Annotated in this window: 20 protein-coding genes; 10 read left to right on the top strand and 10 right to left on the bottom strand. The window is 67.6% G+C overall.

Translation table 11 applies throughout. The annotated features are described in order from the left end of the window. The 10 genes from A3E77_RS16895 to A3E77_RS16850 form a co-directional block, all read left to right on the top strand. Nucleotides 1-445 (top strand): type II secretion system F family protein (locus A3E77_RS16895; RefSeq protein WP_293648064.1); only part of this gene is annotated, 445 nt, incomplete at its 5' end. Between the two features lie 2 nt (nucleotides 446-447). Continuing rightward, complete coding sequence (gene gspG, locus A3E77_RS16890) at nucleotides 448-954, top strand: type II secretion system major pseudopilin GspG (RefSeq protein ID WP_293648084.1); 507 nt, start codon at nucleotides 448-450, stop codon at nucleotides 952-954. Beyond that, on the top strand, nucleotides 929-1,474 hold the full coding sequence (locus A3E77_RS16885) for a GspH/FimT family pseudopilin (protein ID WP_293648062.1): 546 nt from the start codon (nucleotides 929-931) through the stop codon (nucleotides 1,472-1,474). Before gspG ends, A3E77_RS16885 begins: the two co-directional genes overlap by 26 nt. Next, on the top strand, nucleotides 1,464-1,841 hold the full coding sequence (gene gspI / locus A3E77_RS16880) for a type II secretion system minor pseudopilin GspI (protein WP_293648060.1): 378 nt from the start codon (nucleotides 1,464-1,466) through the stop codon (nucleotides 1,839-1,841). Before A3E77_RS16885 ends, gspI begins: the two co-directional genes overlap by 11 nt. A 38-nt stretch (nucleotides 1,842-1,879) precedes the next feature. Beyond that, a complete protein-coding gene (gene gspJ / locus A3E77_RS16875) occupies nucleotides 1,880-2,566 on the top strand; it encodes a type II secretion system minor pseudopilin GspJ (protein ID WP_293648058.1) in 687 nt (228 codons plus the stop codon). Further along, nucleotides 2,563-3,570 carry a type II secretion system minor pseudopilin GspK gene (gene gspK, locus A3E77_RS16870; RefSeq protein WP_293648056.1) on the top strand — a complete coding sequence of 336 codons (1,008 nt, stop codon included), beginning with the start codon at nucleotides 2,563-2,565 and terminating at the stop codon, nucleotides 3,568-3,570. Before gspJ ends, gspK begins: the two co-directional genes overlap by 4 nt. A gap of 1 nt (nucleotide 3,571) precedes the next feature. After that, nucleotides 3,572-4,717 (top strand): type II secretion system protein GspL, encoded by a 1,146-nt coding sequence (gene gspL, locus A3E77_RS16865; protein WP_293648054.1) that lies wholly within the window; start codon nucleotides 3,572-3,574, stop codon nucleotides 4,715-4,717. Next, the gene (gene gspM, locus A3E77_RS16860; protein WP_293648052.1) at nucleotides 4,714-5,196 is read left to right on the top strand and encodes a type II secretion system protein GspM; all 483 of its coding nucleotides are present in this window, start codon (nucleotides 4,714-4,716) and stop codon (nucleotides 5,194-5,196) included. The genes gspL and gspM overlap by 4 nt, the downstream gene beginning before the upstream one ends. Continuing rightward, nucleotides 5,193-5,909, top strand: coding sequence for a type II secretion system protein N (gene gspN, locus A3E77_RS16855; protein ID WP_293648050.1), 717 nt, complete (start codon nucleotides 5,193-5,195; stop codon nucleotides 5,907-5,909). Before gspM ends, gspN begins: the two co-directional genes overlap by 4 nt. A 1-nt stretch (nucleotide 5,910) precedes the next feature. After that, complete coding sequence (locus tag A3E77_RS16850; RefSeq protein ID WP_458574466.1) at nucleotides 5,911-6,678, top strand: prepilin peptidase; 768 nt, start codon at nucleotides 5,911-5,913, stop codon at nucleotides 6,676-6,678. Here A3E77_RS16850 and pal read toward each other — a convergent pair. The 10 genes from pal to ruvC form a co-directional block, all read right to left on the bottom strand. Further along, entirely contained in the window at nucleotides 6,665-7,183 is a 519-nt protein-coding gene (gene pal, locus A3E77_RS16845) for a peptidoglycan-associated lipoprotein Pal (protein ID WP_458574465.1), read from the bottom strand. The genes A3E77_RS16850 and pal overlap by 14 nt on opposite strands. A 106-nt stretch (nucleotides 7,184-7,289) precedes the next feature. Beyond that, nucleotides 7,290-8,654, bottom strand: a complete 1,365-nt coding sequence (gene tolB, locus A3E77_RS16840) for a Tol-Pal system beta propeller repeat protein TolB (protein ID WP_293648048.1) — start codon at nucleotides 8,652-8,654, stop codon at nucleotides 7,290-7,292. Between the two features lie 5 nt (nucleotides 8,655-8,659). Continuing rightward, nucleotides 8,660-9,481 carry a hypothetical protein gene (locus A3E77_RS16835; RefSeq protein WP_293648046.1) on the bottom strand — a complete coding sequence of 274 codons (822 nt, stop codon included), beginning with the start codon at nucleotides 9,479-9,481 and terminating at the stop codon, nucleotides 8,660-8,662. A gap of 9 nt (nucleotides 9,482-9,490) precedes the next feature. Then, on the bottom strand, nucleotides 9,491-9,997 hold the full coding sequence (gene tolR / locus A3E77_RS16830) for a protein TolR (protein ID WP_293648044.1): 507 nt from the start codon (nucleotides 9,995-9,997) through the stop codon (nucleotides 9,491-9,493). Next, nucleotides 9,997-10,695 (bottom strand): protein TolQ, encoded by a 699-nt coding sequence (gene tolQ / locus A3E77_RS16825; RefSeq protein WP_293648042.1) that lies wholly within the window; start codon nucleotides 10,693-10,695, stop codon nucleotides 9,997-9,999. Before tolQ ends, tolR begins: the two co-directional genes overlap by 1 nt. Further along, the gene (locus A3E77_RS16820; RefSeq protein WP_293648040.1) at nucleotides 10,689-11,168 is read right to left on the bottom strand and encodes a YbgC/FadM family acyl-CoA thioesterase; all 480 of its coding nucleotides are present in this window, start codon (nucleotides 11,166-11,168) and stop codon (nucleotides 10,689-10,691) included. The genes tolQ and A3E77_RS16820 overlap by 7 nt, the downstream gene beginning before the upstream one ends. A 143-nt stretch (nucleotides 11,169-11,311) precedes the next feature. Next, nucleotides 11,312-12,340, bottom strand: coding sequence for a Holliday junction branch migration DNA helicase RuvB (ruvB, locus tag A3E77_RS16815; RefSeq protein ID WP_293648038.1), 1,029 nt, complete (start codon nucleotides 12,338-12,340; stop codon nucleotides 11,312-11,314). Next, nucleotides 12,333-12,743: a GFA family protein gene (locus tag A3E77_RS16810; protein ID WP_293648036.1), complete on the bottom strand. Its 411-nt coding sequence runs from the start codon at nucleotides 12,741-12,743 to the stop codon at nucleotides 12,333-12,335. Before A3E77_RS16810 ends, ruvB begins: the two co-directional genes overlap by 8 nt. Then, nucleotides 12,740-13,342 (bottom strand): Holliday junction branch migration protein RuvA, encoded by a 603-nt coding sequence (ruvA, locus tag A3E77_RS16805; protein WP_293648034.1) that lies wholly within the window; start codon nucleotides 13,340-13,342, stop codon nucleotides 12,740-12,742. Before ruvA ends, A3E77_RS16810 begins: the two co-directional genes overlap by 4 nt. A gap of 121 nt (nucleotides 13,343-13,463) precedes the next feature. Beyond that, nucleotides 13,464-13,924 (bottom strand): crossover junction endodeoxyribonuclease RuvC (gene ruvC / locus A3E77_RS16800; protein WP_458574464.1); only part of this gene is annotated, 461 nt, incomplete at its 5' end.

Below are 13,924 nucleotides of genomic sequence, written 5' to 3'. Positions count from 1 at the left end.
GCCGCTGTTCGGGCGCCTGCTGCGCGATCTTTACGCGGCGCGTTTCGCGCGCACCTTGTCGACGATGGTGTCGAGCCGCCTGCCGCTGGTCGAGGGGCTGCGGCTCACGCTGCCGACGATCCGCAACGCCGCGCTGGCCGGCGCGACCGCGACCATCGTCGATCAGGTGCGCGCGGGCGGCAGCCTGTCCAGCGCGCTTCGCGACGCCGGGGTGTTTCCGCCCCTGCTCGTCTATATGACCGCCAGCGGCGAAAGTGCCGGACGGCTGGAACAAATGCTCGAACGCGCCGCCGACTATCTCGAACGCGAATTCGACCGTTTTACGGCGGCGTCGATGGCGCTTCTCGAACCTGTCATAATTGTCGTTATGGGGTCGTGCGTTGCCCTTATCATTCTCGCCATCCTGCTTCCGATCCTTCAGTTGCAGAACCTAGCCGGACTATGAAAATGTCGCTGATGCAGCTATTCTTTCGCCTGATGCTCGATACCTCCTTTTCCGGTGAAGGCCGGCCTCCGGTCCAGCGCCGCCGCAAAAAGGGTGAGCGCGGCTTCACCTTGACCGAATTGATGGTGGTTATCTTCATCATCGGGTTGCTTGCGACGGTGGTGATGATCAACGTCCTGCCCAGCCAGGACCGCGCGATGGTGACCAAGGCCAAGGCCGATATCGCGACGTTAGAAACCGCGCTCGAACAATATCGCCTCGATAATCTGACCTATCCGGCGTCGACCGACGGGCTGAACGCTCTTTCCACGCCGCCGCCGTCGCTCGCGCAGCCCGAACGCTATCGCCGCGGCGGTTATATCAAGAAACTGCCCGCCGATCCGTGGGGCCGTCCCTATAATTATCAGGCGCCGGGGCCGAACGGGAAGGCGTTCGACGTCTGGTCGCTCGGCGCCGACGGCGCTCCCGGCGGGACCGACGACAATGCGGATATTCGCAGCGAAGGGTGAGGCGCGCGCGCGTCGGGTCTGGGCCGCGTTCGGAGTTTCCAGGCTCCGAACCCCCTTCGCGCGGGCGCGATCGCGTGCCGATGATCGCGGCTTCACCCTCGTCGAACTCATGGTGGTGCTGGCGATCATGGCGCTCGCCGCGACCGCTGTCGTGCTCACCATTCCCGGCGAAGAACGCAGCGTGCGCAGCGAAGCCGACCGCCTCGCCGCACGGCTCGCGGCCGCGCGCGATGTGGCGGTGATCGAGGGGCGCAGCGTCGCGGTCAATTTCGCGCCGTCGGGCTATGGCTTTGAACGGCGCGTCGCGGGCGAATGGCAACCGCTTCCCGGCCGCCCCTTCGCCCAGCGCGGCTGGCCCGGCGACGTCCGCTTTGCCGCCGGAAACGGGCAGGGCGCGGCACGTATCCTGTTCGACCGCGTCGGGATCAGCCCGACGCCGCAGGCGCTGGTCCTTTCCGGCGGCGACGCGCGTGAAATCGTGCGCGTCTCGGCGACCGGGGAGGTCAGCCGTGGCGAGTGAGAATGGGCAGGATCGCGAGCGCGGCTTCACGCTGCTCGAAATGCTCGTCGCCCTCAGCGTCATCAGCATCGCCGCGCTCGCGCTTGTCCGCCTCGATGCCTATGCGGTGCGGACAGCGGGCGACCTCGACGAAAGCACGATGGCGGGGATCGTCGCACAGAATCGCGCCGTCGAACTGTGGACCGATCCGGCGCCGCCGACGATCGGCAACAGCGCGATCGGCGTCGCGAACGCGGGCCGCAACTGGCGCGTCGAACAACGCGTCACCCAGACTGCCGACGACGCGCTGCTGCGCATCGACCTGCTTGTGCGCCCCGAAAGCGGCCGCGGGCAGGCGGCGCTGACGATCATCCGGCCGTCGCGATGAGATTGCGCGCCGCGCCTCTGTTCCTGTTCGCCCAGAGCTTGTCGAAGGGCCGTTCCTTCTCTGCGACGTCGAGAGGGAAGAACGGCGCTTCGACAAGCTCGGCGCGAGCGGAGGCGGGGGCAGGTGCGAACGGCTTCACCCTTGTCGAGATGCTCGTCGCACTCTCCATCTTCGCCGTCATCGCGGCGCTGGGCGTCGGGCTGCTTCGCAGCAGCGTCGATACACAGGATGCGGTGCAGGACCGGCTGAAAGCGATGGGCGGCATCAACCGACTCCGCGCCGTGATGGCGAACGATCTGGCACAGGCGGTGCAGCGCCCGACGCGCGGGCCGTCGGGCGAGGCGGTCCCGGCATTCGTCGGATCGTCGAACGGATTTGCCTTTGTCCACAGCGGCGCCGGTTCGGCGGACGGCAGCCCGCGCCCAAGCGTCGAGCGCGTCGCCTATGCGCTGATCGGCAACGAATGGCGCCGCGCGGTGCAGCCGATGCTCGACGGCACCGCGCTGGGAGAGGGCGACCGGCTGATCGACGAGGTTGCGGGGGTCGCGGTGCGATACCGGGACGAACGGGGCGTTTGGGGCGAAGGTTGGAGTTCGGAACCCGGCGACCGCCTGCCGCGCGCGGTCGAGGTGCGGCTGGTGCGCACCGGACGCGAACCGCTCACGATGCTTTTCCTCACGGCGCCCAGCCTGCCGCCGCCCCCCGCCGCGACGCCGGCACCATGATGCGCGGCGACCAGAATGAACGCGGCGCGGCGCTGCTCAGTGTGCTGCTGCTTGTCGCCGTGATGGCGGTGATCGCGGCGACGGCGCTCGACCGGCTGACGCTCGCGACGCGCATTGCGGGCAGCGCTGCGACGGTCGATCAGGGGCGCGCTTACGCCTTTGCCGCCGAACAGATTGCGCTGCGCCGCGTGGCCGATCTCGTCGGCCGCGATCCCGCGAAGCTGACGCTCGCCGGCAATTGGCTCGGACGCGATTTCACCTTGCCGCTGCCGGGTGGCGAAGGGCGGGCAAAGCTCACCGACGCGAACAACTGCTTCAACCTCAATAGCCTTGTCGCCGAAACAATCCCCGGACGCTTCAGCCAGCGATCGGGCTCGATGCGCCAGTTCGGCGAACTGATGAAATTGCTCGGCATCGATCCGGGGCAGGCGCAGGCGATCGCCGGTGCAGCGGCCGACTGGATCGACAGCGACAGCAATGAAGGTCCGCTCGGTGCGGAGGACAATGCCTATCGCGCGATGCAGGGCGCCTATCTGCCCGCCAATCGCAAGATGGCGGACATCAGCGAATTGCAGGCGGTTCGCGGGATGACGCCAAAGATTTACGCGCGGCTCAAGCCCTGGATATGCGTGCTCCCGGTGACCGATCCGGTGAAACTCAACGTCAATACGCTGCCCCCCGAACAGGCGCCGCTGGTGGCGATGCTGCTGCCCGGCGAAATCACGACGGCCGATGCGCGGGCGGTGCTGGCGGCGCGGCCTGCTGGCGGCTATGGCAGCAGCGTGCGATTCTGGGAGGCCGGTCCGTTTGAAGGGCGAAAGCCGCCCCAGGATGTCGCCGAACAGGCGGGCGTGACCAGTCGCTGGCTGGCGCTGACGACGAATGTGACGATGGGGGACGGTTTCTTGACCGCAAATTCGCTGATCGATGCCAATGGCGGGGCGCCGTCCGCGGGCGTGGCACCGCCGGTGATCGTGCGCCGCGATTGGGGCGAGAGCGACTGACATGACGCGGGTTTTGGTGCTCTGGCTGCCCCCGGTTGCGGCGCTTGGCGAGGGAACGGCCGACGATGCGGCCTGGCTGCGCGTCGACGATGGCGTCATCGTCGACAGCGGACAGGATGACGGATGGGTCGGCGCTTGGGAAAAGCCGCAGGACGACAGTCCCGATGACCGACTGATTGCGCTCGCGCCCGCGGCTGACGTGCCGCTTCGCTGGCTCAGCTATCCGGATGCCGCGCCCGCGCAGGCAGCTGCTGCGGCGCGGATCGACGCGCTGAAACACAGCTTGGGCGACGCCGCGGCGCTGCACGTCGTGGCGGGTCAACCCGCTGGCGACGGGCAGGCGGTGGCGGTGGCGGTGACCACGCACGCTGCGATGACGGCGTGGACCGACTGGCTGAAGACCCGCCATCTTTCGCCCGCCGCGATTATCCCTGCGGCAGTCGCGGTGCCGCCGCCCGAACCCGATACGCTGTGGACGGCCGAGGTCGGGGATGAACGGATCGTCCGCACCGCGGACCGCGCTTATGTTTCGGACCCCGAACTGGACCCGCTGATCGCGGGTGCCCACGGCATCGCGCCGCTCGACGCCGACCGGATGCGCGAGGCGCTGTTGCTGACGCTCGCCGCCCCGCCGCTCGACCTGCTCAGCGGCGCATGGAAACCCAAACGCAGCTGGTCGGTCGATCCGGCGATGCTGCGCCGGGCAAAGCGCCTTGCTATCGCGCTGCTTGTCGTCAGCCTGCTGGTCCCCGTCGTCCATGCTACCCGCACGGTCGCCGACACCGGCCGCGCCGACGACGCCGTCGTTGCGATGGCGCGAAAGATGGGGGTGACGGCCGCCGACGCGACCGCAGCGGAGGCTGAACTCGATCGCCGCCTCGCGGCCGCGGGCGGAGGACCGCTTGCCTTCTCGGTCCCGGCATCGGCGCTCTATGACGCGATGGGCGATGCGCCCGGCGTGTCGCTCAAAACGCTGTCGCACCGCACCGACGGGACGTTGACGACGACGCTCGCGGCGCCGCGTGTGGAGGACATCAACAAGGTGCTGCTGGCGCTGCAAGCGCGCGGTTATCGCGTGACGGCGCAGCCGATGGCGGGCAGCGACGGCCAGCAGATGGCGAATATCACGATCCGGGCGGTGCCATGACCGAAAGATTGCAAAACTGGTGGACCGGCCTGTCCCTGCGCGAAAAATGGCTGGTCGGCATTGCCGGGGCGCTGGCGCTCGGCGTGTTGATCTGGGGTATCGGACGCCCCGCTGCGGCGGCTTTCGTCGACCTGGAGACTCGGCACCGCGCCGCGGTCGAACGCGAAGGACGGGTCGCGGCGAAGGTGCAATTGCTGACGCAACGTCCGGCGAAGTCGGTCGCCGCGGCGGTCGATACGCTGGCGATCGACCAATATCTTGCCCAATCGGCGGGCGAAATCGGACTGACGCTCGACCGCAACGAAGCGCGCGGCACCGGGCAGGCGACGATTGCGATCGCGACGGCGAAGGCGCCGGTGCTCACCGACTGGCTCGCCTCGCTGGAAGGGCAGGGCTTCATCGTCGACCAGCTCACGATCACCCCCGCCGCCGACGGCACCGTCGGACTGACGGCCGAACTCAGAAAGGGCGGCCGATGAACATGCGCCGCCGCTGGATGATCGCCGCGGCATTCCTCGCGCTCGTCCTGGTCGTTGCGACCTTTCCGATGCGGCTGGCGCTGGGGCTGTCGGGCGCGACCGACGCCGGCATCACCGCGCGCGACGTGCGCGGCTCGATCTGGTCGGGGGAGCTCGTCGACGCGCGGCTGGGCGTTCTGCCGCTGGGGACAGTCCGCGCCAGCCTGTCACCGATTGCGCTGCTTGGCGGCGATGTCGAACTCGCTTTTTCGCGTGCCGACGAACGGCTCGGTGCGCTGGCAGGGCGGCTACACGGCAACAACCCTCGCGGGGTTTCGGACGTCAGCGGGTCGACATCGATGTCGGGCGGCCTGGGCATGATCCCCGTCGACACGATCCGGTTCGAGGGCACCACGGTGCGTTTCGACGATGCGGGCCAATGTGCCAGCGCCGCCGGCCGCGTCCAGCTCGCGGTCACGGCGCCGATCGCTGGCCTCGACCTGTCGCGGGGCCTTTCGGGGCCGCTCCGCTGCGCAAGGGGCCGCGCGCAAGCGGCGCTCGCCAGCCAGTCGGGGATGGAAAGGCTGACGCTGTCCTTCGATGCCCGCGGCGCCTATCGCGCGCAGTTCTCGATCAACGTCGACCGCGACCCGGCGATGGCGGCGGCGCTCGCCGCGCTCGGCTTTCGCGCCGGGCCGGGCGGGTTCGTGTTGGCGACCTCGGGCCGCTTCTGACATGTCCTTTGCCGATGGCTTGCCGGTCGGCTTGGGGGTGCTCCTGGCCGGACTGACCGGGTTGGTCCTCGGCAGTTTTATCGCGACATTGGTGCTGCGCTGGCCCGCGGGGCGATCGGTGCTTGGACGGTCGCAATGCGACGGGTGCGGGCGCGCCTTGGGCGCGGCCGACCTCGTGCCTTTGCTTTCCGCGCTCGCGTCGCGCGGGCGGTGCCGGACGTGCGGCGCGCCGATTGATCCCTTCCACACGCGCGTCGAACTGGGCGCGGCGGCCATCGGCATGGCCGCACTGGCGTGGCTGCCGGGATCGGCGGGGTGGGTGTGGGCGCTGTTCGGCTGGCTTCTCTTGCCGCTCGCGCTGCTCGATGCGCGGCATTTCTGGCTGCCCGACCGCCTCAACCTGTTGCTCGGGATCACCGGATTGCTCGGCGCCGGGGCGATGCTCGGCACATCGCTGGTCGATCGCTGGGCGGGGGCGGTCGTCGGCGGCTTGGTCCTCGCCGGCGCGGCGGCCTGTTATCGCCGGGTCCGGGGCAAGGACGCCATGGGCGGCGGCGACCCCAAGCTCGTTGCCGCCATCGGCGCCTGGATCGGGTGGCAGGCGCTTCCCTTGATGCTGCTGCTCGCCAGCCTGGGCGGGATCGTCTGGGCGCTCTGCACACAGCGAAAAGGGGACCGGCCGCTCGGCGAGCGACGGGTCCCCTTCGGTGTCTTTGCCTGCGCCGCCGCCTTTGTGACGGTGCCGCTCTGGCCGCTTATTGCCCGATGACGACCGTCACCGCGCGGCGGTTTTTGGCATAGGCTGCCTCGGTCGAGCCGAGTTCGGCCGGCCGTTCCTTGCCATAGCTGATGACATTGATCCGCGACGGGTCGATGCCGAGCGAGGCGAGATAGTTTTTCGCGGCGTTGGCGCGGCGTTCGCCGAGCGCGATGTTGTAATCGCGCGTGCCGCGTTCGTCGGCATGGCCCTCCAGCGTGACGCGCACGGCGGGGTTGCGCTGCAACCACTGCGCCTGGTTCTGCAACGTCGCCTGATCCTGCGCATCGACATTATATTGGTCATAGTCGAAAAAGACGCGGTCGCCTTCCAGTCCGACACTGGCGAGGAAATCTTCTTGCGATCCCGGAACCACGCCGGTGCCGGTCCCGGCGCCGGTGTCGGTCCCGGTGCCTTCGGGGGCGGGGGGCAGCGTGTCAGGGGCCTTGGGTGCGCAGGCTCCGACAGCAAGCATGGTGATCGCCGCGATCATCGCGGTGCTTTTGCGTATCGTCATGTCTTCTGTCCTCTTGTTGTTGTGGAGAAATATCTTGGTGCGGGCAAATTTGCCCGTTCAGGACGCGATATTTGAACCCCATCGGGGCAGTTTGGTTCCGCTATCCTCAGGGCAGGACCGGACCCCAGCTGGGGTCCGAGCCGTCTTGCGGGGTCGGCAGGCGGCGCATGTTCACGCCGGTCAGGTCAACCTGCCACAGGCTCGATTTGCCTTCCCGGCCCCGCGTCGTGCGAAAGAATTGGATGACGCGGCCGTTCGGCGACCAGGTCGGTGCTTCGTCCTGCCAGCTGTTGGTCAGCAGGCGCACACCGCCGCCGGTCGGCGTCATCACGCCGACGCGAAATTCGCCGCCGCCCATGCGGGTGAACGCGATCAGGTCGCCGCGCGGCGACCATTCGGGCGTGGCATAGCGTCCGCCGCCAAAGCTGATCCGCTGCTGGTCCGACCCGTCGATGTTCATCGTATAGATTTGCTGACTGCCCGACCGATCGCTTTCAAACACGATCTTCCTGCCGTCGGGCGAGAAACTGCCGCCCACGTCGATCCCCGGCGTGCTCGTCAACCGCACCGGGGTGCCGCCATTGGCCGAGATGCGATAGATGTCGGTGTTGCCGCCGACCGCCATCGAATAGAGGATCTGCGTGCCATCGGGCGACCAGCGCGGCGCAAAGGTTGCGTTGCGGCTTTCGGTGACCAGTTTCTGCGATCCTGCCGCGACGTCATAAATGAACACGCGGACGCGATCGTTCAAATAGCTGACATAGACGATCTTCTTGTAATCGGGCGAGAAACGCGGGCTCAGCGCAAGCGCCTGCCCATTGGTGATAAAGCGGTGATTGCCGCCGTCCGAATCCATGATCGCCAGGCGCTTGATGCGATTCCCCTTGGGGCCGCTTTCGGCGATATAGGCGACACGACTGTCAAAGAAGGGGGCCTCGCCCGACAGGCGCGAATAGATGGCGTCGGCGCATTTGTGCGCGGCGCGGCGCCAGTCGCCGGGCTGGATCTCGAATCCCTGCCGCACCAGTTCGCTGCCGAGCTGCGTATCATAAAGATAACAGCCGACGACCAGGCCGCCGGTGCCACTGGCCCGGACAAAGCCATGCACGACATTTTCGGCATTGTTGCCCTGCCAGTCGGCAAAGCGCGGTGCGGTGACTTCGGCCATCGTGATCGCGCGAAGGCCCGCGGGGCCGACGGGCGCGTAAAGGCCGCTGCGTTCCAGGTCGGCGGCGATGACTTCGGCAATCTGGCGGCCCAGCGTGTCGGTGCGCAGCCCCGCGACGGTCTGTGCCGATGGCGTCGCGAGCGCCGGGATCGCGATGACGGTGCGGTCCTGCGACAGCGTGCCCTCGATCGTTTCGCGCGGTTCGGTTGGCGCGACCGCGGGCGGGGCGGGACTGGTCTGCGCGAACACCGGCGCGGTGGTCAGCAGCAGGGCGAGCGAAAGGCCGATCGGGCGCAGGAGCATTTCTCTTACCTCTTGATGAAATCGAGCGTGTAATTCTGCCAGAAGCTGTAATTGTCTTCGGGCAGGTCGAAGGGGGCGGCGAGTTCCACCGCACGTTTGGCACATTCCTGATGGCGCTGGACCTGGAACTTGTTGCTGTCGTTCTCGCCGGTCGTGTTCACGCTGGTGAAACCCGCCAGCGCGCCCGACTGCGTCAATTTGAACTTCACGATCGTCTTGAGCTGATCGACATCGACGCCCGAAATACGGCAGCCGTTCCAGCGCGGCGCGACCTTCGACTTGATGCTGACGTCGATCGAGCGGCGAACTTCGGCCGCGGTTGCCGCCGCGGGCGCGCCCTTGCTCGCGGGGGATTTGGGCTGCGATCGCGAAAGCCCTTCGGCGATGCCGTCGAGCCGTCCGGTCGGCCGTGCGGGACGATCCTTCGCGGGCGGTGCCTTGGGGGCGGCTTTTGGCGGTGCCTTCTTCGCCGCCGGGGGCTGCTTCGGCGGTGCGGCCTTCGGCCGGGCCACCTGTTTCGGTGTGGGCGCCGGATTCGGCCGCACGACGGGTTCGGGGACCGGCGGCGCGGGCATCGGGGCCGGCGCCGCAACATCGACCTCATCCTCTTCGCCCAGCCGCGCGGCTGGCGGCGTCTCGCTGATTACCGGCGCGGTCGATTGCACCGCGGTTTCGGCGATCAGGTCGACTTCCATCGGCGGGTTGTCGAAACGGCGGTCGCCCGGGGTCCATTGAAGCGATAGCAGCCCGATAATCAGGACATGCGCCGCCACCGCGATGGCGATGCCGCGTCTTTCATTCCCCCTCACTGCCGGTGTTGCGGCCATGATATGACCCTATTGCCCCGTTTCTGAACCGTCGGTGACCGCGGCGGCGGCGGTCGGTGTCTCGTTTGCCCCGGTGGTGACCAGCGCGATGCGCGTCAGGCCGGCACGGTTGAGTTCGCCCATGATGCGCATGACGCGGCCGTAATCGAGCCCCTTGTCGGCGCGCAGCATGATCTGGCGCGGCCGATCCTGTCCCTCATTTTCGCGCGCGATCGCGTCGAGCCGGGCGGGAAGCTCGGCCTCGGGAACGACCTCGTCGCCGATATACAGCGTGTCGTCGGCGCCCACCGACAGCTGCACCGGCTCCTGCTCCTCGGTCTCGACGGGCTTTGCCCTGCTTTCGGGCAGGTCGATCGGCACCGCCGATGCCAGCAGGGGCGCGGTGATCATGAAGATGATGAGCAGCACCAGCATCACGTCGACGAGCGGGGTGACGTTGATCTCTGCCATCGGCGCACGGCGTGCGCCGCGCCCGCGACGGCCGCCGATGCCGCCGGACGGTCCGGTCATCGCCATCAGGCTTCGACCTCGAGTTCGCGGCTGAACGTCGCGTGCAGTCCGTCGGCAAAGCGCCCGAGCCGCGATTCGAGGCGGTTCAGGCGTTGCGAAAAGCTGTTATAGGCGATGACCGCGGGAATGGCGGCGAACAGGCCGATCGCGGTGGCGAACAGCGCCTCGGCGATCCCCGGGGCGACGACGGCAAGGCTGCTGTTATTCTCCGCCGCGATCGCGGTGAAGCTGCGCATGATGCCCCACACGGTCCCGAACAGGCCGACGAACGGTGCGACCGACCCGATGGTTGCCAGCGTGCCGATCTTTTCGGCCAGCCGGTCGACCTCACCCGCAACCGCGCTGTTCATCGCGATGCCCAGGCGCTCGCGCGTGCCTTCCCGATCGACGATCTTGCCCTTGGTCGACCGCCGCCACTCGCTGATCCCCGCCGACAGCACCTTGGCGCTCGGCAAATCCTCGCCGCTGTTCTTGTCAAAAAATTTGTCGATATTGTCGGCGCGCCAGAAATCGCGCTCGAACTGGTCCGACGCGCGCATCAGCTTGCCGACCCCGCGGCCATGCGTGAAGATCACCGCCCAGACATAGATGGAGGCGGCGAGCAGGCCGATCATCACCGCTTTCACGATGATATCGGCTTGCAGGAACAGCGCGACGGGGGACAGCGTCGCCGCGTCGGCGGCCAGCGAGATATTGTCTAGCAAGGGAAAGTCTCTCCATTCATGATGGCGGTAAATCGTTCGGCCCAACCCGCGGGCTGCCGCCGCGGCCGGCCCGTGGGCGACAGGAAGGCGGCGGTGACCTGGCCGTCGGTGAGTGTCTCGCCGCTTAACGTGTCAATTCCGCGAAGGATGCGCTGCGCAATCATCACGCTGGCGCCGCGCACGGCCCGAACCGTGCTGACCACCAACAGGTCGTCATCAAGCCGGGCGGGGCTGCGATATTTTATGGCGAGGTCGGTGACCGCCCAGCTGCCTTCGCCGCCCTCCATCGCGGCGCGCTGGTCGATGCCTGCGATCCGCAGCATGTCCGACCGGGCCCGTTCCATATAGCGCAGGTAATTGGCGTGATATACGATGCCGGACAGGTCGGTGTCCTCGAAATAGACGCGCAGCCGGTAATGATGCTCAGCCCCGACGAAGGCGCCGGGGACGAAGGGGGGCGGGGCGTTTACCATCGCCTGATCGATAGCGGCCCTTCGACTCGTCGCAAACCCCTAACCAACGGTTCGTCGCAGATGGGGGCCGTCTGGTGGGAGATGGTGGCGGAAATCCGACTGTTTTGGTTTTGGCCCATGCCCCTGCCTTCGCAGGGGCATGGCTATTTGCCATCATCGAACAGCCCGTCCTGCGAACCCGCAGGCGGGTTGAGGCCCAGATGCTTCCACGCGCTCGCATTGAGCATCCGGCCACGCGCGGTGCGGGCGATCAACCCGACCTGTAACAGATAGGGTTCGATGACATCCTCGATCGTGTCGCGCGGTTCGGACAGGCCCGCTGCCATCGTCTCGACCCCGACCGGGCCGCCGCGGTAAATGTCCGCGATCATCGTCAGGTAGCGCCGGTCCATCGCGTCGAGCCCGAGCGCATCGACTTCCAGCCGGTTGAGCGCGGCATCGGCGGCCCTCGCATCGACGATCGCGTGACCCGCGACGGTCGCGAAATCGCGCACGCGGCGGAGCAGCCGCCCGGCGATACGCGGGGTGCCGCGGGCGCGTTTGGCGATCTCCAGCGCGCCGTCGGGGGCGATCGGCAACGCCAGCAGCCGCGCGGCCCGGGTGATGACCTGTTCCAACTCGCCATGCGTGTAGAAATTGAGCCGCACCGGAATCCCGAAGCGGTCGCGCAGCGGCGTCGTCAGCAGTCCCTGCCGCGTCGTCGCGCCGACGAGGGTGAATTTGGGCAGGTCGATGCGGACGCTGCGCGCCGACGGCCCTTCGCCGATCATGATGTCGAGCGCGCGATCCTCCATCGCGGGGTAGAGGATTTCCTCGACCGCGGGCGAGAGCCGGTGGATCTCGTCGATGAACAGGACATCGCCGTCTTCCAGGTTGGTGAGCAGCGCGGCAAGGTCGCCTGCCTTCGCGATCACCGGGCCGCTGGTCGAACGAAAGCCGACGCCCAGCTCGCGCGCGACGATCTGGGCGAGCGTCGTCTTGCCCAGCCCCGGCGGGCCATAGAAGAGCACATGGTCGAGCGCATCGGACCGCGCCTTGGCCGCCTCGATAAAGATACGCAGATTCTCGCGCGCCGCCGCCTGCCCGACGAACTCGCCCAGCGTCTTGGGGCGCAACGCGGCGTCGGCGTCCTCGGGGGTGCGGATGGGGGTAGTGAGGGCCGGTTCAGTCATAATGCTCTATTGCATCGCCGCTGATCGAAACCCAAGGCTCCTTGCGCTCCTCATAAACCGAATAGTCGGGGACGAAGCCGTGACCGGGCGCAAAATTGCCGAGCGGGATCGCATAGGCCTCGTGATAGGGCCGCGCCCGATACCAGACGCCCGAACCGCAGGTGCCGCAAAAGAAGAAGTCGGCGATGTTGCCGCTCTCGCCTTTATATTGCCACATCCTTGCGTTCGCTTCGCCTTCGACGCGGACCTGTTCGGCGGGGAAGCGAACCTGCGCGGCAAAGGCGCTGCCGCTCCGCGCCTTGCACTCGAGGCAATGGCAAACCGACACGCGGATCGGCTCGCCGGTGCAGGCGATACGGATCTGGCCGCAGCGGCAGGATGCGTTGCGGGTGGGCGTGGTCATTTTGCTGCTTTCTTGAGCGCCACGCGGACCAGCGCATCCAGTCCGGCGCCTGCGCCCAATTCCTCACTCGCCGCGGCGACCGCGGCGCTTGCCTCACCTGGTTTGAAGCCGAGGCCGGTGAGCGCGGTGACAGCGTCGGCGAGGGGGCCGGGGGTGGTGGAGACGTAATTGGCCCCGCTGCCCGATATTCCGCCCAGCGCCGCCGCCTTGTCCTTCAGTTCATGCGTGATCCGCTGCGCCAGTTTCGGCCCGACGCCGTTCGCGCGCGCGATCATGGCGCTGTCGCTGCTCGCGAGCGCGCGCTGAAGGTCGCCGATTTCGAGCGCCGAGAGGATCGCGAGCGCGACCTTGGCGCCGACGCCCTGAACGCTGGTGAGCAGGCGGAACCAGTCGCGCTCCTCCGCCTTGGCAAAGCCGAGCAGGCGGAGGAAATCCTCGCCAACAAGCATTTCGGTATGGATGGTGACATTGCCGCCCACCGGGCCCAATGCGTCCAGCGTGCGCGCCGAAGCCTCGACCAGATAACCGACGCCGCCGACGTCGATCACCGCATGGCCTGCGCCGCTTGAATCGAGCCGTCCCGTCAATTTCGCGATCATGCGCCGTGCCTAGCGCGGGGAGAACGAAAAGGGAATCAATTTCCCGTCCCCGGCCTATTCAACCTTCGTCTTGCCGGACTTGATCCGGCATCCACCACAGCCGCGCCGCATGGACCCCGGATCAAGTCCGGGGTGATGAAGGAGGCCTGTGGTTCGCATGGCAGATCGCGACCGCCAGCGCATCGGCGGCATCGGCGCCTGCGACCTTCGCGCCGGGCAACAGCACGCGCAGCATCGCCTGCACCTGTTCCTTCGCCGCGCCGCCGGTGCCGACAATCGCTTTCTTGACGAGCCGCGGCGCATATTCGGCAACCGCCAGCCCGCCGCGCGCGCAACCGAGCAGCACGACGCCGCGCGCATGCGCAAGCTTCAGCGTCGATTGCGGGTTGTCGTTGACGAACACTTCCTCGACCGCCGCGCAGGTCGGGGCGTGATCGGCGATCACCGCCGCCAGCACCGTGTCCAGATAAGCGAGCCGGTCGGGCAGGGGCGCCTTTGCGTCGGTCTTGATCTGCCCGTTGGCGATATGGCTGATCCGGCTGCCCTCGACGCGGATGACGCCCCAGCCGGTGCAGCTCAGCG

It is taken from the genome of Sphingopyxis sp. RIFCSPHIGHO2_12_FULL_65_19, from assembly GCF_001830555.1.
GTDB lineage: Bacteria > Pseudomonadota > Alphaproteobacteria > Sphingomonadales > Sphingomonadaceae > Sphingopyxis.
This window is presented reverse-complemented; position numbering and strand designations above follow the sequence as displayed.